Below are 21,583 nucleotides of genomic sequence, written 5' to 3'. Positions count from 1 at the left end.
GAATTGTTTAATTGTGGTAATATTGTCACTTGGCGACATGCTACTTTTAACTTTCTACAGATAACTTTTAACTTTGTAACATGGCAGAAGATTTATCGATTTTAAAAGAAGCTTCGAAAGAAGAAAAGTATATTTCCATTATCCCTCAAATTAAAGCTTTGCTCCAAGGGGAAAGTGACCTCATTGCCAACTTGGCCAACATCAGTGCAGCATTAAAAGAGCAATTCAATTGGTTTTGGGTGGGTTTTTATTTAATCAAAGATGATGAATTGGTTTTAGGTCCGTTTCAAGGTCCAGTTGCTTGCACCAGAATTAAGAAGGGAAAGGGGGTTTGTGGTTCTTCATGGCAACAAGAGAAAACTTTGGTGGTACCAAATGTAGATGAATTTCCAGGTCATATCGCTTGTGCTTCGGCTTCAAAATCTGAAATTGTTTTGCCGATTTACATGAATGGAAAAATTATTGGCGTGTTAGATGTAGATAGCGAATATCTATCTCATTTTAATGAAGTTGATGATAAGTATCTAAATGAAATTGTGAAGTTGATTGATGCCTAAGCTGCCACTATCATTTTACCAACAAGAGGATGTAGTGAGTGTGGCTAAACAGTTGCTAGGAAAATCGCTATTCACTAATATCAATGGTCAACTTAAGGGCGGTATCATTACCGAAACCGAAGCTTATGACGGCGTGATAGATAAAGCTTGCCATGCTTATGGCGGACGAAATACCAATAGAACAGCCACGATGTTTTTAAATGGTGGCGTCACTTATGTGTATTTATGCTATGGCATTCATCATTTGCTAAATGTGGTTAGTGGTAAACAGGGAAACCCTCAAGCAGTTTTAATTAGAGCTATCGAGCCGACTGTTGGCGTAGAAATCATGCTGCAAAGAAGAAAAATGGAAAAGCTAGCGCCACGTATTACTGCTGGTCCGGGTGCGCTATCTCAGGCTTTGGGAATTGACAAACAACTGAACGGAAAAGATTTATCTGCTACTGAGATCTGGATTGAAGATGCCGAAACTTTCAACGATGAAGAAATTGTAGCAACCACTCGCATTGGGGTAGCATACGCTAAAGAGCATGCTTTGTGGCCATTTCGGTTTTACATTAAGGGCAATAAATATGTAAGCAAACCAAATAGTTGATATTTAGAAAAAAGTAATGCGATTAATTTGTAGGGTACTTTGCTATCGGTATTACTCCTTCATCACTAAGTAGCTCATGAAGTACTGGATCTTTCAATAGATCGGATAATTTTACCCGCTTACCATTCAAATAGCCAATATTACTAACCAGCCTTACTCCATGGCTATAATCTGCCCAAGTGTTGGTATGTTTGTTATAAACCGGCTGTATAGGTTTTCCATCCAATTTATGCCAGCCGTAAATTACCACTCTTGGGCTTGGCTGTCCGTAGATTTTATTAGAAATAATGATGTCTTTCTTGTTGCCAGCAGTCAACTCAGGTTGTATATGTTCTTGTTTAAGTGCTTCCAGCTGACTTAATACCATTTGGTTATGAGCAATAAACACTGGCACAGTAGTCATCGCTTTGCTTGGCGTAATTGGTTGTGGCGCTAGTTTAATCTTAGCGTTTGCAAAAATCTCGTCTACCATTGTTTTTGTAGGTAGAATTGAGTTCGTTAAATCTGCAATTTGCTGTGCTAGCATTGGGGTAGTTGGGATATAGAAAAAGTTGCTATCTGTTCCAATAGCTAAATAATCGGTAAGTGTATAAATATTTAATATATAGATTTTTGTGTTGATTACCTTTTTAATTTGTATAGATTTTAAATTCCGTAAAAATGAGGGGATGTTTCCACTTCTTACTTCTTCAAAAATCTTTTTCTCGCGATCTACTAAACTTAAACTTGTATCAGCAATTGAGTTTGCAAATTCGGTTCCGCTTAAAGCATTTTTGCTACGTTTCTTTAGTTTTAGTTCTTGCGCAAACAAACTAACACTCCAAAAACAAGTAATCATTATAATGAGCTTTCTCATGGTTGTAAAAAATCGATGTTTCGTTTTAAACCGTTGTATTTGGTACGCTTTACCGGAGAGTTCTTAAATACTCGCTTAAAAACCTCATCGGTCATGTCTATCAATTCAGCTTTGCTTAAACCCAATAATTCTTCTTTGGCTGTAAAATCTTCTTGTTGGTGTGTAGTAGCAAACCTATTCCAAGGGCAAACATCTTGACAAACATCGCAACCAAACATCCAATTATCCATTTTGCCCTTAAATTCAGTTGGGATTTCGTTTTTGAGTTCTATTGTAAGATAGGAAATACATTTGCTACCATCTACCGTATAAGGTGCTATAATGGCATCAGTAGGGCAGGCATCAATGCAGCGGGTACAAGAACCACAATGATCTGTAGTAAAAGGATTGTCGTACTCCAAGTCTAAATCGATAATCAACTCTGCTAAAAAAAGAAAGAACCGGCTTTTTTGCTGATTAAGTTTGAATTTTTGCCACGCCAGCCTAATCCGGCTTTTTGCGCCCAAGCTTTATCCATTACTGGTGCAGAATCCACAAAACAACGGCCATCAACTTCGCCAATATGGTCACGGATAAAAGCCATCAGTTCTTGTAACTTATCTTTAATTACCGAATGATAATCTGTACCATAAGCATACTTTGATATCTTAGGTGCACTGGCATCAGTTTGCTTTTCATCGGTATAGTAATTTAGTGTTAACGAAACTACAGATTTGGCGCCATCTACCAAAAGTCTCGGATCTAGTCTTTTATCGAAATGGTTGGCCATGTAGCCCATTTCGCCATGATGGTTAGCTTTTAACCAATTTTCTAACCTCGGTGCTTCTTCCTCTAAGAAATCTGCCTTGGCAATACCACAGCTCATGAAACCTAAACGCATGGCTTCTTGCTTAATCATGTGACTGTATTTGGAGGCTTGGGTAAACATTATTTGGCAAAGATAAACTTTTACTAAAAAACCTTTTGTCAACTTTAGTTGTTTAAGAACTAATAGCAAAGGCTGCTATGGTTACTACTAAATTTAAACCTCACGTTATGGAAAATCAATTAGGAAACAATATACAAGATCAAAATAAACATACTACTTCAAACGTAGAAAATGATTACGAGGCACATCAATCTAATCCGGCGCCAGCACCAACGGTAAATGAGCCAGACAACAAAGGGGCAGGGCAAGCCATGAAATGGATTATACCTATTGTAATTGTCGTTTTGTTGATTTTATGGTTTGTTCTTTTTCGAAAATAATGTAACAAAATAAAATATTAGCCACTGCAACCAACAGGCTATATTTTGATTGTAAAGCTGCTTATTTAAGCAGCTTTACTTCGTATAAATCCTTTCTGCGATCTTTCAAAATCTTTACCGTACCAAAATGATGAAGTTCATCTAACAAATGTAAGTCAACATCAACTACCAACATCATTTCTGTATTGGGCGTAGTTTCTGCCTTAATTGCATTGGTAGGGAAAGCGAAATCTGACGGTGTAAATACCGCCGATTGTGCAAATTGGATATCCATATTGTTAACCTTTGGCAAATTACCAACACAGCCCGCAATAGCTACATAACATTCGTTTTCTATAGCCCTTGCTTGTGCACAATGCCTAACTCTAGTGTAACCATTTTGAGTATCCGTTAAAAATGGTACAAATAAAATCTGCATTCCTTGGTCGGCGTAAATTCTACTCAACTCAGGAAACTCTACATCATAACAAATCAAAATACCAATTTTCCCGCAATCGGTATCAAATACGCCAATTTTATCGCCACCACTCATACCATAGTATTTTTGCTCGTTAGGCGTAATGTGTATTTTTCGGTAATCTTCTGTAAGTCCGTTTCTGTGACAAAGATAAGTAGCATTGTAAAGTTTGCCATTTTCTTTAACAGGCATACTACCGGCAATAATGTTTACATTATAGGAAACTGCGTATTCTTGTAATTTCTGCACAATTTCTTCGGTTTTATCAGCCAGTTTTTTCATCGCCTCTTTTTCTGGTAAATGATTATAAGGCTCTAGCAGAGGCGTATTAAAAAACTCTGGAAACATAATAAAGTCTGATTTATAGCCGCTTACTGCATCTATAAAAAACTTTACTTGCTCGTAAAACGAATCTATGTTTGGGAACAAACGCATTTGCCATTGCACCAATCCAAGTCTAATGGTTTGAGCCGAACGCGGCGATACATTATCGTGATAATAGATGTTGTTCCACTCAATTAGTGTTGCATATTCCTTAGATTCTAAATCGCCTGGCAAGTAGTTTTTCAAAATCTTACGCACGTGAAAATCATTGGCGATTTGAAAACTCAACGTTGGGTCGTAAATTTCTTTTGCCTTAACCTTATCAATGTATTGGCGTGGACTTAATTTTTCTGCATGTTCATGATAACCCGGAATTCTTCCTCCAGCAATAATGCTCTCTAAGTTTAACAGTTCGCAAAGTTCTTTTCTAGCTTCGTACAAACGTCTAGCTAACCTTAAACCACGGTATTCTGGATGCACAAAAACTTCGATACCGTAAAGTACATTGCCCAAAGCCGTATGTGTAGAGAAAGTATATTTTCCGGTAATTTTCTCGTAGGTATGGTTATCTCCAAATATATCGTAGTCTACAATAATAGAAAGCGAACAAGCAACCACTTTATCATCTACCGAGATACACAGCTGTCCCTCGGGGAAAATATTTAAAAGGTTCTGTATTTTTGCTTTACTCCAAACGCCGTTGCCACTATCTAAATAGGCTTGCTGCATCGACTCTCGCAGATCATTGTAATCTTCGATAGTGAGTTTACGTAATTCTATATTCATATATAATAGACGTTTTAATAATAAAATTGTTCTGTTGATAAACGTATTATTGTTTCTGCTAAAGTATAGACTTCGTAAGTTTTGAAAACTTACGAAGTCTTAGGGTAATGCAAATGCTTTTAATTAGATTTATGAAAGCATTAGAGAGTAATTTCCTTTGCGTTCTTTGCGTAATTCTTATTTGTCTTTGCGATAAAATAAACAAGTAATCTGAGTTTTCGCAAAGTATTTGTTGCAGAAGAGTTACTAAAACAACTTTCCAGTCTGCCCTAATTTTACTCTGTTTAAATGCTTGTAGGCAGCTTCGGTAACCTCACGGCCACGGGCGGTACGCATCAAATATCCTTCTTGTATTAAAAATGGCTCGTAAACTTCTTCAATGGTGCCATCATCTTCGCCAACAGCAGTTGCAATGGTTTTTAAACCAACTGGGCCGCCCTTAAATTTATCGATAATAGCCAATAAAATTTTGTTATCCATTTCATCTAAGCCATGTTCGTCTACATTTAAAGCAGACAGCGCATAACGGGCAATTTCGGTATCAATGGTGCCATTACCTTTTATTTGAGCAAAATCTCTAGTTCGGCGCAGCAAAGCATTGGCAATACGAGGCGTACCACGACTACGGCGGGCAATTTCGTAAGCGCCTTCGTCACTAATTGGTGTATTTAAAATTGCTGATGAACGTAAGACTATGGTGGTAAGTAATTTGGCATCATAGTATTGCAAACGCGAATTGATACCGAAACGGGCCCTTAACGGTGCTGTTAGTAAACCAGATCGGGTAGTGGCACCAACTAAAGTAAAAGGGTTTAAGCCAATTTGTACCGAACGAGCATTTGGACCACTTTCTAGCATGATATCGATCTTGAAATCTTCCATGGCAGAATACAAATATTCTTCTACCAAAGGCGATAAACGATGAATTTCATCAATAAAAAGAATATCGCCGCTATCTAAGTTGGTTAAAAGTCCGGCTAAATCACCAGGTTTGTCTAGTACCGGGCCAGAGGTAACCTTAATGTTTACGCCCATTTCGTTGGCAATAATGTGCGATAGGGTAGTTTTTCCTAATCCTGGAGGGCCGTGTAAAAGCACATGATCTAAAGCCTCGCCACGTAATCGAGCAGCTTTAACAAAAATCCTTAAATTCTCTAAGATTTTATCCTGCCCAGCAAAGTCCTCAAACTCTTGTGGGCGTAATACTTTTTCAATATCACGCTCTATTGGACTAAGGTTTTCAGAAGAAGGATCAAGATTTTCGTTCATGTAGCAAAGATAACAAAAAGTAGGTCTCTTACGTCATTGCGAGGTACGAAGCAATCTCTCGTACTTTAAGATTACTTCGTACCTCGCAATTGACGATTTTGTTTAGTTCTGCGCTAGTTTGACAAACTTCTCAGCAACCTTCGCTTCTTTCAGTCCGTTACTATAATCGTAAAAACCTTCACCAGATTTAACACCTTTCTTACCAGCCGTTACCATGTTTACCAAAAGAGGGCAGGGGGCATATTTTGGATTTCCAAAACCTTGGTGCAGCACGTTCAAAATAGCCAAACAAACATCTAAACCAATAAAATCAGCCAATTGTAGCGGCCCCATAGGGTGTGCCATACCCAATTTCATTACCGTATCAATCTCATAAACGCCAGCAACACCTTCATAAAGCGAATAAATAGCCTCATTAATCATCGGCATTAAAATACGGTTAGCCACAAAACCTGGATAATCATTCACTTCTACAGGAACTTTATCTAATTTCTTTGACAACTCCATAACTAAATCCGTAGTTATATCACTAGTTGCATATCCACGAATAACTTCAACCAATTTCATTATCGGCACTGGGTTCATAAAGTGCATGCCAATTACTTTATCGCCACGGTTGGTAGCTGCTGCAATTTTAGTGATAGAAATAGAAGATGTGTTGCTAGCTAAAATGGTTTCTGGTTTAGTGCAGCTATCTAAATCCTTAAAAATCTGCAATTTTAAATCAATATTTTCTGTTGCAGCCTCAACAACTAAATCTACGTTGGATACGGCAGATTTAAAATCTGTATGTGTAGTTAAATTTTTCAGTGTATTTTTTTTGTCGCTTGCTGTAATTGTACCTTTAGCTACTTGACGATCTAAATTTTTACTGATGGTATCAACAGCTTTTTGTAAAGCATCCGCATTGATATCTATCAAATTTACTTGGTAACCAAACTGAGCAAAAGTGTGCGCAATGCCATTGCCCATAGTTCCAGAACCTATAACAGCTATATTTTTCATTTTATATATTAAGTTAGAAATTACGCTAATTTATGAAATTCAATGATAATATTAAATGTTATATAATTTACATTATGTTAAGTTATGTTTTTAAAATAGACTGATATAAATGTTATACTAAAAAAATTAAAATTCGTTGAGTTTACGTTTTAGCTCCTGAACTTTGTCTAACCTATTCTTTCTGGTATAGATATCAATTAAAAGCCTAACGGTATTTTTGTGGTTAATATTAATATCATGAGCTCTTAGTAAAGAATACTCGGCACGATTAATATTCGCAGTAAATTTTTTGGTATCTTTTTGTTTCAAGGCTTCGTTTGCTGTTTGTATGTACGCAACAGCCAACTGATAAAGCGCATCAAAATAATTGTAATCTACTTCTAATGCTTTTTGATAAGAAAGCTCTGCGGTAGCAATATTCTTTTCCTGATTTTGTTGCAAATAGCCATACAAAAAGTAAAGCAATTTGCTCCGTTTATCTGTTTTTAGTGAGCTTTCTACAGCTTTATTGGCTTTTTCATATTGCTCGTTATCCAAAAGGATATTGATATAATCATTAGTGAGTAAAGGATGATAAGCATTTAACTTTAAGCCATCTTCTAACGTTTTTATTGCCAATTCAGTTTCAAACTTAGAGGCATAGATGTTTGCGATACTTTGAAATAGCGTAGGATTTTTTGCACCGTTATCTTTAGCTCTTAGAAAATAGTCAAGTGCATCGTTATACTGCTGTAAACTTTGGGCACAAATAGCAACATTAGTAGCTAGTAAAGTATCCGTAGGCTTAAAATCACTTACCCTTTTAAGTAAGTCGTAAGCGGTTATAAAATCATTTTGCTGAAATGCCTCTACTCCTTTAGATTGTTTTTTTATATGGATATTATGGTTTGAAGCATTAATCAGTTCAGTGTTGGATTGAAACTTATCTAACTTTTTAGCTTGTGCTAATGCATCTTGTGCAAATTGAAAATACTTATCGGCATTGGCTTCATTCTCGTCAATTAAAGCAATATAAGAAGACAAGTAAGCTTTTATAGACCAGGTTTCTGGCCAATTCTTGGTTTTCTTATCTTTTTCTGCAAGTTCTATAGCCTTTATCCCCTCTCCTATAATGGTAAGTTGCTTTTTTGCATCAGCTTTTTCGGCAATACTATTTTGCAATTTAGCTAAACTGTTATTGGCTATTTTAATTTGCGAACCTTGTGAAAAAGCTAGGTTGCTTACAATTAATAGTAATGAAGTATTAAATAATATCTTACGCATCGTCAAAAAAACTTTATACAAAGTAATGAAAAAGGGAGATAATTGCCTAATTATCTCCCTTTAAAACTTATTATTTGATCAATTATTATTTTTTTGAATTGCATCTAAAAGCTTTTTAGTTTCTTCATAGTTTTTGGTATCGTTCTTAAAACCATAAACTTGCTTTAAAGCTTCTAAGGTGTGCACCGCTTTAGGATCTAATTCTTGTGCTTTTTTGTAGTAAGGCAAAGCTTTATCAATTAAAGCAGTCATTTTAGCGGTTACTGCATTATACTCTTTAACTTTTTTGCTATCTATTTTTTGTCTTTCTGCCTGTACCGCAAGTGCTTGCTTGTAATAGGTTTCGCCTAATAGGAAATGATAAATAGCTTTACTTGGATCTTTTGCAATAAGCTTATTTAATGATGCTTGAGATTTTTCAATTTCTCCTCTAACAATGTAGATATCAGTTTGGGTACCCACAAAATCAGGATCATCTGGGAATTTAGTTAAGGCCTGGTCAATAGATGCCATTGCTGCTGTGGTATCTTTTAAGTTTACCAATTCGATATTCACTGCTTCTAATAATAGGTTTTTCGCTTCTGGCACATTAAAACTAGCTACTTTTTTGAAGTTTTTAACAGCACCAGCGTAATTTCCAGCTTGTTTTGCAGCCACACCAGCATTTAGATACATCGATGTATCCGCAGGGTTTTTCTCTGTAATTTCAGTGAAAATTTTAAAAGCTGTGGCAAAATCTTTTTTGTTATATGCTCTAATAGCTCTAGACTGGATGGAATTTGCAATGTTAATTTTAGCATTTGCAATGTTGTCTTTTTGCTCGCCTTTTTTATCTAACTCTGTTGCCTTTACAATTGCTTCTTCTGCAATTTTTTGCTTAGCTGTAGCATTTGCTTCATTTAGGGTATCTAGCAAAGCCACGGCAGAAGCTAGTGATGCTCTTAAAGCCCAAGGCTCTACTGTGTTTTTCGTTTTCTCGTGAGCAATAGCCAAATCTGTATGACCTAAACCTTTGTTTAAGTTTTCAAGGTTTTTTTTAAGATTTTGTGCTTGGTTCATTGCCTGAAACAAATCCCAAGATTTTTTAGCTTCTGCAACTTCTGATTTTTGGGCGTAAGCAGCTACTGATAAACTCAAGATACCTACGCTTAAAATTAACTTTTTCATTTAATTATAAATTTTGCTGTTTAAACGTTAAAATCCATCATGATATTGCTTTTACGGTTATAAACACTATTCATGATGGATTAATTTTTAAATTTTTATTTGTTATTCTTCTGTAGTAGTTTCATTACCTGTCTCATCGTTTGGAGCTTCTTCTCCTCCTAACTGCCCTTCTACTTCCTCCTCCTCTTCTTCTTCGTGGTCAATTCTGGCAACAGAAGCAATTTCGTCATTACCTTTTAAGCTAATCAACCTTACTCCTTGCGTAGCTCTTCCCATTACCCTCAACTCGCTTACTGCAATTCTAATTACAATGCCAGATTTATTGATGATCATTAAATCGTCTGCATCGGTTACGTTTTTAATGGCAACTAAATCTCCAGTTTTATCTGTAATGTTAATGGTTTTAACACCTTTTCCACCACGGTTGGTTACACGGTAGTCTTCAATATCGGTACGTTTACCATAACCTTTTTCAGAAACTACTAAAATCGTTGCATCGCTACTATCCACAGCAATCATGCCAACAACTTCGTCTTTATCATGACCTAAAGTAACACCACGCACACCGGTCGCAGTTCTACCCATTGGTCTAACTGTACTTTCGTTGAAACGAATTGCCCTGCCAGAACGCAATGCCATTACAATTTCGCTACTTCCAGTGGTTAAACTAGCTTCTAATAATTGATCGCCATCGTTGATGTTAATTGCATTGATACCATTTACACGAGGACGAGAATAAGCCTCTAGAGAAGTTTTCTTAATGGTACCTTTTTTAGTACACATGATGATGAAATTGTTCTCTAAATATTCTTGGTCTTTTAAGTTTTTAACCTTGATATAGGCTTTAACTTTTTCTTCTTTCGGGATATTGATGATGTTCTGTAAAGCACGCCCTTTACTTTGGCGTGTACCTTCCGGAATTTCGTATACCCTTAACCAGAAACATCTACCAGCTTCGGTAAAAAATAACATGTAATTGTGGTTGGTAGCCACTAATAAGTGTTCTATAAAGTCTTCATTTCTAGAATTGCTACCTTTAGAACCTTTGCCACCTCTGCCTTGTATACGATATTCTGATGCTGGTGTACGTTTAATATAACCTTCGTGAGAAATGGTAATTACAACTTCCTCGTCTTCGATGAAGTCTTCCATACTCATATCGTCTGCTGAGTGGATAATGGTAGTTCTACGTTCATCACCATACTTATCCATAATTTCGGTAAGCTCATCTTTAATGATTTTCATACGAAGACCTTCATCTGCTAATACAGATTTCAGCCATTCGATGGTTTTCATTAATTCAGCGTACTCTTCTTTAATTTTATCACGCTCTAGGCCTGTTAACCTACGTAGGGTCATATCTAAAATAGCACGAGCCTGGATGTCGGACAAACCGAATTTTTCCATCAATCCGGTTCTAGCCTCGTCTGGAGTACTAGATGCACGAATCAACTTAATTACTTCTTCGATATGATCTAAAGCAATTAATAAACCTTCTAAAATATGGGCACGTTTTTCGGCCTCTGCCAATTCGAAACGAGTACGACGGATCACTACATCATGTCTATGCTCAACAAAGTGATGGATTAGATCTTTAAGGTTCAACAACTGCGGACGACCGTTTACCAAAGCAATGTTATTTACACTAAATGAGGTTTGTAGTGCTGTTTGCTTAAATAAATTATTTAAAACGATGTTTGCATTTGCATCACGTTTAATTTCGTACACAATACGGATACCATCTTTATTAGACTCATCCTTAATGTTCGAAATTCCTTCAATTTTTTTCTCGCCAACTAATTCAGCTGTACGCTCAATCATCATGGCTTTGTTAACTTGATAAGGAATTTCGGTAACAATAATTACTTCACGATCGTTGATATTTTCGATTTCGGCTTTGGCACGCATTACGATACGGCCTCTACCAGTTTCGAAAGCTTCCTGAACACCAGAATAACCATAGATAATGGCTCCTGTAGGGAAATCTGGCGCTTTAATAAACTTCATCAACTCTGCAATAGTAATTTCTCTATTGTCGATGTAATTGATAGTTGCATTAATTACCTCGGTTAAGTTGTGTGGCGCCATATTGGTGGCCATACCTACCGCAATACCAGAAGAACCGTTAACCAAAAGATTAGGGACTTTTGCTGGCAATACCGTTGGCTCTTGCAACGAGTCGTCAAAGTTATTTTGAAAGTCTACGGTATCTTTATTGATATCGGCCAACATTTCTTCGGCCATTTTTTGGAAACGAGCCTCGGTATAACGCATCGCTGCTGGCGAGTCACCATCGATAGAACCGTAGTTACCCTGTCCATCAACCATCATGTAACGCAAGCTCCAAGGTTGGGCCATACGTACCATGGTCATATATACAGATGAATCTCCATGTGGGTGGTACTTACCTAAAACCTCACCCACAATACGTGCCGATTTTTTGTACGGTTTACCAGCGCCTACACCTAGGTCTTGCATACCATAAAGTACCCTGCGGTGCACTGGTTTTAAACCGTCACGCACATCGGGTAATGCCCTACTCACAATTACCGACATCGAATAATCGATGTAAGCAGTACGCATCTGCTCATCAATATTAATGGGGATAATCTTATCGTTCTCTTGATTTTCTAAATCTTCTGCCATAAATTTTTATGTTTTGCGTAATGCACTAAGCGTTAAGCGTTTTATTCGCTAGTCGCCAACTACCAACCGCAAGATTATTATAGTTTTATTATAACCTTGCGAATTTAGTAAAATAAGCTACACTTTACAGCCTAGTGTGGAAAAGTTTTAGAGATACGACAATTGTTACAAAGTATAGATGGTAGAACGAAAAAAGACACACATACACAGATTTTATTTATACGATAACTTATCAAAATTTTTGATTTTACTATATCTGTGCATCTGTGGCTAAAAGTTACGCTTACGTTAAATTTTTAAACAAAACTTTCATACTTCAATACAAAATGTGATATTTAAAAATAATGATAGTTTCTGAGCGAACCCTAAAATTGGCATTGAATTTATATCCACCTTTATTATTTCAGCGCATTTGGGTAAAAAAATTCCATGATGGATTTAAAGGTGTGGATGTTAAAATCAGTAACAGTGTATTAAATAGAAATTATAACGGCTCTATTTTTGGAGGGACTATTTATGCCGCTACCGATCCTTTTTATGCCATTTTGTTTGATCAATTAATGCAACGCAAAGGCTATAAATGCCGTGTTTGGTTAAAAAGTGCCAGCATCCAATATTTAAAACCTGGACTTACTGCCCTGTATTTTACTTTGAAAATTACTGACGAAATGATTGCCGAAGCCGAACAAGCGCTTAACGAGCATGGTAAATTTGTAAAAGCCTATCCTATGGAATTGTACAATAAGCAGGGCGAACTTTGTGCAACGGTAAGTAATGAAGTGTATTTGAGGCTTAAGTTTCCGGGAGAAAAGCAACGCGTAGCTATTTAAATTGAAAGTATAAAGTAAAAAGTATCTGTCGTTTACCATAAATTAACAGGCTAAAAATGAACATTAAAAGAGTGATACTTGACGGCGAGAACGTAAATATTGATTTTAAGAAGACGATTAGCAATTGTGAAAAAATTGCTAAAACCTTGGTTGCATTTGCTAATAATAAAGGTGGTAAGCTTTTAATTGGCGTAGCCGATGATGGTACCATTAAAGGTGTAAAGGCCGAAGATGAAGAAAAATACATGATCTACAAAGCTGCGCACCAATTTTGTAAACCTGCCATAGAACCTATTTTTGAAGAATATATTATTGATGACAAACTAGTTTTGGTTGCCGAAATACCAAGAAGTGATACCAAGCCACACTATGCTTTAGATGAACAAGGCAAATGGTGGGTATATTTCAGAATACAGGACAAGAGTGTTTTAGCCAGTAAAATATTAATTGAGGTTTTAAAAAAGGATGGAGATAATGAAGGAACTTTAATTGCTTATTCGGAGCAGGAAAAGATTTTGCTAGCTTATCTTGGCGAACATGGTCGTATTACATTAAAAGAGTTTAGCAAACTTAGCAGAAGTGCTTATAAGAAAGCGCAAAAAATTATCGTAAACCTAATTTTATCTGGTATCATCTTACCTCATATTACCGAAAAAGAAGAATATTACGTTTTGGCAGATTAAAAGCCTCCCCTAACCTTTCCGAATGAGGAACTGATTGCAAAATTAACGGTCGTCTATCAGCTTTTTAGGTTTATTGCTCTTTCGAGCGTTTTAAAATGTTTAACACACAAGGTTTGAATAAGCCTGTTGGTTTGAAAACTGAAAACTGAAAATTGCCAACTGAAAACTGTAATTTTGCAGGTGTATGTTCACTTATTCATTTGCCAAGTACAAATCGTACTATAAAGACAACCTTATTTTAGCTTTACCTATTGTGCTTTCGCAATTGGGCCACACGCTGGTTCACATGGCCGACGGGATGATTGTTGGACATTTTGCTGGTACCGTTCAATTGGCTGCTGTTTCGTTAGTTAATAGTTTATTCATGCTGATTTTGGTACTTGGCTTAGGTATTTCTTACGGCTTAACGCCGCTAATTGCACAAGCCAACGGAAGCAAAAATAAGGAAGAGTGTGGTCGCCTGCTTTCTAACAGTATCTTGATAAACTTTGTAGCAAGCATAGTGCTTTATGCTTTGGTATTATTGGTTTATTATAAGGTAATCGATCATTTGGGGCAATCTCCAGATGTAGTTGTACATGCCAAACCATATCTTCAATTCATGGGATTTCTATATTTCCATTGATGATTTTTCAAGCCTTTAAGCAATTTACCGAAGGCTTGGGCTTTACCAAGCAAGCTATGATGATTTCTGTTTGGGGAAATTTAATCAACGTGATTTTGGGAATTATTTTTGTAAAAGGAATGTTTGGCCTTACGCCAATGGGGGTAAGCGGTGTAGGTTTAAGTATTTTGATAGATCGTATTTTAATGGCTATTGCGATGGGCGCTTATGTATTCAATTCAAAGAATTTCAAGGTATATCTTTCGCAGTTCAAGTTTTTTTCGTTTGATTTATCAAGGATTAAAAAAATAGCAAAATTAGGTGCGCCGGTAGCAATGCAGTATTCATTCGAGATTAGTGCGTTTAGCGGTGCTGGTATCTTAATTGGAACCATCGGTAAGGTTGAGCAAGCGGCGCATTTTACGGCATTATCGTTGGCGGCATTTACCTATATGTTGGCTACGGGCATTGCCAATGCGGCCACTATCAAAACTGGCAATAACTTTGGCAGCAAAAATTTCAAAGGTTTACGTTTATCGGCAATTGCCAGTTATCACATTGTCATTGTGTTTATGTCTGCTACTGCCCTACTTTTTATGCTCGCCAATAACTTGCTGCCCTATGTCTATACTAGTGATACAACCGTGATAGGCATTGCAGCTCAATTGCTAATCATAGCAGGTTTTTTTCAATTGTTTGATGGTACTCAGGTGGTTGGCTTAGGTGTTTTAAGAGGTTTAGGCGACGTAAATATGCCAACTTTCATCACTTTTCTATCGTATTGGGTAATTGGTATTCCGGTGGGATATTTACTTTGTTTTAAGTACGGATTTGGTGTAAATGGAATTTGGTATGGCTTAACCTTTGGTTTATTAACAGCTTCTATCCTACTCTTTATCAGGTTTCAAAATAGAACCAAAAAACTTGCTGCTCAAAAAACTGAACTTCATCAAGCTTAGCATTAAGTATTGATCAATTTTTTACTTTTGTGCCATGAATAAGGCATTACTAATTTTGGCTTTTCTTTTAGGTGGATTGTTGTTCATTTCTTTCAAATCAAATGATTGGGGAATAGGTGGCGATTTAACTATAGATTCGTTAAGAAAAGTATACGCTAAACCTAGTAAATATTGGCCAAAACCCAATGTAGATAAAGAGGTAGCATTTGAGGAATTATTAGCTTTAAAATCTCCTACTATAGATTTAAACAATGATTCTATTAAAAAGGTAGTTGAACTCGGCAAGCTCTTATTCTTCGATAATAGACTTTCTGGTTCTAACCAAATCTCCTGCGCTACTTGCCATTCTCCAGAGCTAAACTGGGCCGATGGAAAAGAGGTGTCTTTAGGACATGAGCAATTACCAAATATCCGCAATGCGCCATCCTTAGAAAACGTATGGATTTACAACAACTTTTTTTGGGATGGCAGAGCAAAAACCTTGGTTGAGCAAGCCGAAGGCCCAATTGCTGCGCATAACGAAATGAACCAAGATTTAAAGCTACTGGCTAAAAAACTCTCTAAAATTAAAGGTTACCAACCTTATTTTAAGGCTGCGTTTGGTTCGTCAAAAGTTACCAATCAACGTATTTTCGAGAGTCTGGCAACTTTTCAGCAAACTATTGTGAGCGGCGAAACGAAATTCGATCAGTTTTTAAAGGGCAATCAAAATGTTTTAAACGATCAAGAGCTTTTAGGTTTACACTTGTTTAGAACAAAAGCACGGTGTATGAATTGTCACAATGGTGCCTATTTTACTGATAAACAATTTCATAATATTGGCTTAACCGAATATGGTACTAAAAACGAAGACTTAGGCTTGTACAATGTAACCAAAAAGCCAGAAGATGTAGGTAAGTTTAAAACGCCAGGTTTGCGCAACGTAATGCAAACTGGGCCGTGGTTTCATCAAGGATCGGTAAAAAGTATGGATAGTTTGATGGTTTTGTATAACATGGGAATGCCAGAGCACGTGATTAAACCTGGGCAAGAAAATGACCCACTGCTTCCTAAAAACGATAAATTGGTAAGAGGAATTATGCTGACAATTAGAGAAAGAAAAGCCCTTATTGCTTTTTTAGAAGCTTTGTCGTCTCCACCAATTATAGTAAAAGTAGAGCAGTTACCTCGGTAGGTTATATACGATCGCCGCTGTGTTTTTCTGGCTTTAGTTCATTTTGATTTAGCTCTTTTTCTAAATCTTTTTGGTCTTTACGGTTTCTTTTTACCACAAAGTAGATGAAACCTAAAATTGCTACCACAACTACAGCGATAAGAATAAAGTTGATTTTCATTATCTCAAATATTTGATAACAAATTTAACTTCAACAAATTAAATGGCTGTTAAGCAGATGTTAAGGTTTTAGTTAGCGATTATTGCAATCGTACTAGCGCCAAATTATTTTTATCGTTAGCTATATTTTCTGGTAGGCAGAACCTTGCACTACACCACGACGCTCAATTTCCTTATCAATATAGCTTTGGATTGCAGATTTTTTTAATCCCCAGTTGGGCGCTATCAATAAATCCCAATCAGAAATACCAAACAAACGCTGAATTACAATATCTGGACGTAGCAAAGGAATTAGCTCACAAAGTAAATCGGTATACTCTTCTAAACTAAATAATTTAAAAGGTTCACGCTTGTATTTAACGCCCATAATTGAGCCTTCTACAATGTGCAAATGATGAAACTTAACGAATTTGATTTGAGGGAAGCGGTTAATCTCATGGATGTAACCGTGCATCATTTCACGAGTTTCCCAAGGGAAGCCAAAAATAGTATGTACACAAAGATTAAGCTTGGTGTTTTCTAATAATTTTACGGCTTCAACAAACTCTCCATGACTACAACCACGATTAATTTGTTCTAGAGTTTCATCGTAAATCGACTCCATCCCCATTTCTAAGTCAACATCGTATCTATCTGCGTAACTTTCTAACAGCGCCACTTTCTCAGCATCAATACAATCTGGACGGGTACCCACAGCAAAACCAACCACATCTTCTTTATTTACTGATAACGCATCATCGTACATCATCTTTAAATAATGCGTTGGCGCATAAGTGTTAGTGTTGGGTTGAAAATAAACGATAAACTTTTCGGCTCGATAAGAGTTTCGAGCACGTTGCATACCTTCAACTAATTGCTCATTAATGGTGGGCAATTTTCTAGAAAGCTCTGGTGTAAACGAGTTCACATTACAATAAGTACAACCACCGTAGCCTTTGCTACCATCACGATTTGGGCAGGTAAAACCACCATCTACAATTACCTTAAATACACGTTGGCCATTGTAATGCTCACGCAAATAAGTTCCGTAATTGTTATAACCTTTTATACCCCAATCTAGTGCTGTTCCCATTTGGGTGCAAAAATACACAAATTGAGTTGAAATTCGATAATCGTCAAATTAGTAATTAAAACAGTCCTCGTTTTGCAAACGGTATTGTCATACCTCAACAAAAAATTACATCATACTCCATTTGGTTGATGCATGAGTTTAAGTACCTTGTATTCGTTGTAAGCCATAACAACGTTATAGGCCAGTAAGGCAATAATTAATGGATTTACCTCGTCTACAAACTTAAACCCAATAATGGCAGAAGGTATAAAAAGCAATACTACCGTACCTATTAGAATAAAAAAGAAGACTTTATAGACTTAAATAAAATATTAAGCCTCAGTATATTGTTCCTTCTAAACTGGCTCGGATGACGAACTAATTGTACAATGCTGTTTAGCAAGTAAAAGAAGATAAGAAACACCGCAATACTAGAAGTTAAACTGCCATTTAATGCCGGAAACGTTAAAGATCCGGAAAATATAAAATAACAGGTTATAGCAAGGCTTACTGCCACTTTCATCAATTGGAAGTTTCGGCCTTGTGTTAGCCAATGGGCAAACGGATTGTTGTGCTTGCTGTTAAGCTCAGTTAATTTTTGTGCCGTTTCCGGCCTTAGCGTGGTAAAAGGACTAATTAGGCCGATGATTACTAACAATAGTGTAGAAAAAAATTGAAATGATATGTCCCCAATCAGTATGCTAACTCTTTCTTCGCTAATCACTTCAACAGCAAATAAGGTAACCAAAATGAGTACACAAATTACAACGTGAAAAACCAAAGGAAGGTAGTTTGCTAGTGTACTGCCAGTTAGATTGGCCGGCAAAGCCGATGTTTGATTGTTTTCCTCAACAAAGTTGTTTGCCGAACGGATAATAGCAATGATGAAGAAAATAAAGAATAAGCCCATAATAGTTTTAGATAAGTAGATGCTGGCAAAGATAGCGTTTACTGTAAATACAAAGAAAATATGGCACTATATTCAATCGAATTATTTCGGGTAAAAAATATATCTTTGCACAAAGATGAAGAATATACGTAATTTCTGCATAATTGCACATATTGACCACGGTAAGAGCACTTTGGCCGACCGTTTATTAGAATATACCAACACTATTTCGCAACGCGAAGCACAAGCGCAGTTGTTAGATAATATGGATTTGGAGCGTGAGCGTGGCATTACCATTAAAAGCCATGCCATACAAATGAACTATAAATTAGATGGACAAGAATATGTGTTCAACCTAATTGATACTCCCGGACACGTAGATTTTTCTTATGAAGTTTCTCGTTCTATTGCTGCTTGCGAAGGCGCTTTGTTAATTGTAGATGCTTCGCAAGGTATACAGGCACAAACTATTTCTAACCTTTATTTGGCTTTAGAGCACGATTTGGAAATTATTCCAATCTTAAATAAAATGGATTTACCCGGTGCAATGCCAGAGGAAGTAAAAGATCAGATAATTGATTTAATTGGTTGTAAGAGAGAGGATATTATTCCAGCTTCTGGTAAAACAGGTATGGGTATTCCTGATATTTTACAAGCCATTGTAGATCGTGTTCCAGCACCAGTTGGAGATCCAGAGGCACCATTGCAAGCTTTAATTTTTGATAGTGTTTTTAACTCTTTCAGAGGTATTATTGCCTACTATAAAGTAGTGCATGGCGAAATAAAAAAAGGCGACAAAGTAAAATTCATCAATACAGGTAAAGAATATCTGGCTGATGAAGTTGGTATCTTAAAGTTAGATATGTCTCCTCGCCCATCGGTAAAAACCGGCGATGTAGGATATATCATTTCTGGTATTAAGGAAGCACGTGAAGTAAAAGTTGGCGATACAATTACCACCGTTGCCAGACCAGCTACAGATGCGATACAAGGTTTTGAAGAAGTAAAGCCAATGGTATTTGCGGGCATTTATCCAGTAGATACCGATGAATATGAAGAATTAAGAGAGGCAATGCACAAGTTGCAACTGAATGATGCTTCAATTGTTTTTGAGCCCGAAAGTTCTGCTGCTTTAGGTTTTGGTTTCCGTTGTGGTTTCTTAGGGATGCTACACATGGAAATTATCCAAGAACGTTTAGAGCGTGAGTTTGATATGACGGTAATTACCACGGTTCCCAACGTATCTTACAAAGCTTACACCACTAAAAGTGACGAGATTATCGTAAACAACCCTTCAGATTTACCAGATCCAAGTAAATTAGACAGAGTTGAAGAACCCTTCATTAAAGCAAATATCATTACCAAGGCTGAATTTGTTGGCCCTGTAATGTCGCTTTGTATCCAAAAAAGAGGTATCATCGTTAATCAATCTTATTTAACTTCTGATAGAGTTGAGCTCATTTTTGAAATGCCAATGGGCGAAATTGTATTTGATTTCTACGATAAGTTGAAAACCATTTCTAAAGGCTACGCCTCTTTTGATTATCATCAAACTGGCTATCGTAAATCTGATTTGGTACGTTTAGATATGTTGTTGAACGAAGAACCGGTAGATGCTTTATCATCATTAATTCATCGTAGCAATGCGTATGATTTCGGTAAGAAAATCTGCGAAAAACTGAGAGAACTAATCCCTCGTCAACAATTCGAAATTAAAATACAAGCTTCTATTGGCGCCAAAGTTATTGCCAGAGAAACTTTAAGCGCTTTACGTAAAGATGTAACTGCCAAATGTTATGGCGGCGATATTTCTCGTAAACGTAAATTATTAGAGAAACAGAAAAAAGGTAAAAAACGTATGCGCCAAGTGGGTAACGTAGAAATTCCACAGACGGCGTTTATGGCTGTTTTAAAATTAGATTAAACCAGTATTGCGTATTGAGATTTGCGTATTGCGATTTGCAGAGCGCTTAGCCTCAATACTCAGTACGCTATACTCAATACTAAATGCAATTATTAGACGGAAAATACGTATCAGAAAAAGTTAAGGTAGAAATAGCTGAAGAAGCGGCTCAATTTTTAGCAGAAACGGGTAGACAACCTCATTTGGTTGCCATTTTAGTTGGTAACGATGGTGGTAGCGAAACTTATGTTGCTAGCAAGATGAAAAACTGCGAAAAAGTGGGTTTTAAATCTTCTTTGTACCGTTATGATAATTCGGTTACCGAAGCTGAACTTTTAGAAAAGGTTAGAGAAATTAACGCTGATGCTGATGTAGACGGTCTAATTGTTCAATTGCCTTTACCAAAGCATATTGACCCGGAGAAAGTTACCGAAGCGATTGACCCTAAGAAAGATGTAGATGGCTTCCATCCTATTAACTTGGGTAGAATGATGCGTAATTTACCTTGCTACATTCCTGCTACACCTTATGGTATTTTACTAATGTTGCAGGCTTATAACATTGATACTACTGGTATGCACTGTGTGGTAGTAGGCAGAAGCAACATTGTGGGTAGCCCAATGAGCGTTTTAATGGCACGTAACGCCAACCCTGGCAACTGTACGGTTACCTTAACGCACAGCAGAACCAAAGATTTAAAAGAGCAAGTTTTGCAGGCAGATATCATTATTGCAGCTATTGGTAAGAAGAACTTCATCACTGCAGATATGGTTAAAACTGGTGCTATTGTAATTGATGTAGGTATCAACAGAGAAACTTCTACAGCAACTAAATCTGGTTTTAAACTTTACGGCGATGTAGATTTTGAAAATGTAGCGCCTAAATCTTCATTTATTACTCCTGTACCAGGTGGCGTAGGTTTAATGACTATTGTTGGTTTGTTGAAGAATACTTTAGCATCAGCTAGAAAAGAGATTTATTAACCCCCAACCCCTAAAGGGGAGGCTTTCCATATTGCCGTCATTTCTACGTTAGGAGAAATCTAACAACATTACTTTTAACGACCTTTTAATTAAAAGTTGATGTTGATTGGCTTTCTTTTTTTTCGATGATTTGATTTATATAGAAACTGCCGAAGATTTTAAGACACCTTTGTAC

At 36.7% G+C, this 21,583-nt stretch carries 21 protein-coding genes and 1 pseudogene; 10 read left to right on the top strand and 12 right to left on the bottom strand.

From position 1 onward, the window contains the following. Positions 1-80 precede the first annotated feature (80 nt). Entirely contained in the window at positions 81-557 is a 477-nt protein-coding gene (locus tag OVA16_RS15500; protein WP_267761190.1) for a GAF domain-containing protein, read from the top strand. Next, a complete protein-coding gene (locus tag OVA16_RS15495; protein WP_267761189.1) occupies positions 550-1,152 on the top strand; it encodes a DNA-3-methyladenine glycosylase in 603 nt (200 codons plus the stop codon). Before OVA16_RS15500 ends, OVA16_RS15495 begins: the two co-directional genes overlap by 8 nt. 22 nt (positions 1,153-1,174) lie before the next feature. Here the strand turns inward: OVA16_RS15495 and OVA16_RS15490 are convergent, their stop codons facing one another. Both OVA16_RS15490 and queG read right to left on the bottom strand, forming a co-directional pair. After that, entirely contained in the window at positions 1,175-2,008 is an 834-nt protein-coding gene (locus OVA16_RS15490) for a hypothetical protein (RefSeq protein ID WP_267761187.1), read from the bottom strand. Then, a pseudogene (gene queG / locus OVA16_RS15485) lies at positions 2,005-2,936 on the bottom strand (tRNA epoxyqueuosine(34) reductase QueG). The gene OVA16_RS15490 and the pseudogene queG overlap by 4 nt, the downstream one beginning before the upstream one ends. A 107-nt stretch (positions 2,937-3,043) precedes the next feature. Here queG and OVA16_RS15480 point away from each other — a divergent pair. Continuing rightward, positions 3,044-3,256, top strand: a complete 213-nt coding sequence (locus OVA16_RS15480; protein WP_267761185.1) for a hypothetical protein — start codon at positions 3,044-3,046, stop codon at positions 3,254-3,256. Positions 3,257-3,317: 61 nt separating this feature from the next. On the opposite strand, the gene OVA16_RS15475 is transcribed toward OVA16_RS15480, so the two are convergent. The 6 genes from OVA16_RS15475 to gyrA form a co-directional block, all read right to left on the bottom strand. Next, the gene (locus OVA16_RS15475) at positions 3,318-4,823 is read right to left on the bottom strand and encodes a carbon-nitrogen hydrolase family protein (protein WP_267761182.1); all 1,506 of its coding nucleotides are present in this window, start codon (positions 4,821-4,823) and stop codon (positions 3,318-3,320) included. Positions 4,824-5,069: 246 nt separating this feature from the next. Further along, positions 5,070-6,092 carry a Holliday junction branch migration DNA helicase RuvB gene (gene ruvB / locus OVA16_RS15470; RefSeq protein WP_267761179.1) on the bottom strand — a complete coding sequence of 341 codons (1,023 nt, stop codon included), beginning with the start codon at positions 6,090-6,092 and terminating at the stop codon, positions 5,070-5,072. A gap of 102 nt (positions 6,093-6,194) precedes the next feature. Continuing rightward, positions 6,195-7,097 carry a 3-hydroxyacyl-CoA dehydrogenase family protein gene (locus OVA16_RS15465; protein WP_267761176.1) on the bottom strand — a complete coding sequence of 301 codons (903 nt, stop codon included), beginning with the start codon at positions 7,095-7,097 and terminating at the stop codon, positions 6,195-6,197. Positions 7,098-7,223: 126 nt separating this feature from the next. Continuing rightward, entirely contained in the window at positions 7,224-8,360 is a 1,137-nt protein-coding gene (locus tag OVA16_RS15460; protein WP_267761174.1) for a tetratricopeptide repeat protein, read from the bottom strand. 78 nt (positions 8,361-8,438) lie between these two features. After that, on the bottom strand, positions 8,439-9,527 hold the full coding sequence (locus OVA16_RS15455; RefSeq protein ID WP_267761172.1) for a tetratricopeptide repeat protein: 1,089 nt from the start codon (positions 9,525-9,527) through the stop codon (positions 8,439-8,441). A 102-nt stretch (positions 9,528-9,629) separates the two neighbouring features. Then, entirely contained in the window at positions 9,630-12,173 is a 2,544-nt protein-coding gene (gene gyrA / locus OVA16_RS15450) for a DNA gyrase subunit A (RefSeq protein ID WP_267761169.1), read from the bottom strand. A 344-nt stretch (positions 12,174-12,517) separates the two neighbouring features. Between gyrA and OVA16_RS15445 the strand changes: the two genes are divergently transcribed. The 5 genes from OVA16_RS15445 to OVA16_RS15430 all read left to right on the top strand — a co-directional run bounded on the left by OVA16_RS15445 (position 12,518) and on the right by OVA16_RS15430 (position 16,423). Continuing rightward, positions 12,518-13,003 (top strand): PaaI family thioesterase, encoded by a 486-nt coding sequence (locus tag OVA16_RS15445; RefSeq protein ID WP_267761165.1) that lies wholly within the window; start codon positions 12,518-12,520, stop codon positions 13,001-13,003. Between the two features lie 56 nt (positions 13,004-13,059). Further along, a complete protein-coding gene (locus tag OVA16_RS15440) occupies positions 13,060-13,686 on the top strand; it encodes a helix-turn-helix domain-containing protein (RefSeq protein ID WP_267761163.1) in 627 nt (208 codons plus the stop codon). A gap of 184 nt (positions 13,687-13,870) precedes the next feature. Next, the gene (locus tag OVA16_RS20145) at positions 13,871-14,311 is read left to right on the top strand and encodes an MATE family efflux transporter (protein WP_324288423.1); all 441 of its coding nucleotides are present in this window, start codon (positions 13,871-13,873) and stop codon (positions 14,309-14,311) included. Further along, entirely contained in the window at positions 14,311-15,249 is a 939-nt protein-coding gene (locus OVA16_RS15435; protein WP_324288422.1) for an MATE family efflux transporter, read from the top strand. Before OVA16_RS20145 ends, OVA16_RS15435 begins: the two co-directional genes overlap by 1 nt. Positions 15,250-15,283: 34 nt before the next feature. Next, positions 15,284-16,423, top strand: coding sequence for a cytochrome-c peroxidase (locus OVA16_RS15430; protein WP_267761161.1), 1,140 nt, complete (start codon positions 15,284-15,286; stop codon positions 16,421-16,423). A gap of 1 nt (position 16,424) precedes the next feature. Here OVA16_RS15430 and OVA16_RS15425 read toward each other — a convergent pair whose 3' ends face one another. The 4 genes from OVA16_RS15425 to OVA16_RS15410 all read right to left on the bottom strand — a co-directional run bounded on the left by OVA16_RS15425 (position 16,425) and on the right by OVA16_RS15410 (position 18,543). Beyond that, the gene (locus OVA16_RS15425; RefSeq protein ID WP_267761159.1) at positions 16,425-16,583 is read right to left on the bottom strand and encodes a hypothetical protein; all 159 of its coding nucleotides are present in this window, start codon (positions 16,581-16,583) and stop codon (positions 16,425-16,427) included. Positions 16,584-16,703: 120 nt separating this feature from the next. Further along, positions 16,704-17,654: a TIGR01212 family radical SAM protein gene (locus OVA16_RS15420; RefSeq protein ID WP_267761157.1), complete on the bottom strand. Its 951-nt coding sequence runs from the start codon at positions 17,652-17,654 to the stop codon at positions 16,704-16,706. A 110-nt stretch (positions 17,655-17,764) separates the two neighbouring features. Beyond that, complete coding sequence (locus OVA16_RS15415; RefSeq protein WP_267761154.1) at positions 17,765-17,911, bottom strand: hypothetical protein; 147 nt, start codon at positions 17,909-17,911, stop codon at positions 17,765-17,767. A 14-nt stretch (positions 17,912-17,925) separates the two neighbouring features. Next, the gene (locus OVA16_RS15410) at positions 17,926-18,543 is read right to left on the bottom strand and encodes a hypothetical protein (RefSeq protein ID WP_267761152.1); all 618 of its coding nucleotides are present in this window, start codon (positions 18,541-18,543) and stop codon (positions 17,926-17,928) included. A 115-nt stretch (positions 18,544-18,658) separates the two neighbouring features. Here OVA16_RS15410 and lepA point away from each other — a divergent pair, with 115 nt between their 5' ends. Continuing rightward, complete coding sequence (gene lepA, locus OVA16_RS15405; RefSeq protein WP_267761149.1) at positions 18,659-20,446, top strand: translation elongation factor 4; 1,788 nt, start codon at positions 18,659-18,661, stop codon at positions 20,444-20,446. Between the two features lie 83 nt (positions 20,447-20,529). Next, complete coding sequence (locus OVA16_RS15400; protein ID WP_267761147.1) at positions 20,530-21,408, top strand: bifunctional 5,10-methylenetetrahydrofolate dehydrogenase/5,10-methenyltetrahydrofolate cyclohydrolase; 879 nt, start codon at positions 20,530-20,532, stop codon at positions 21,406-21,408. Positions 21,409-21,583 lie beyond the last annotated feature (175 nt).

Source organism: Pedobacter sp. SL55 (genome assembly GCF_026625705.1).
In the GTDB taxonomy this organism is placed as follows: Bacteria; Bacteroidota; Bacteroidia; order Sphingobacteriales; family Sphingobacteriaceae; genus Pedobacter.
This window is presented reverse-complemented; position numbering and strand designations above follow the sequence as displayed.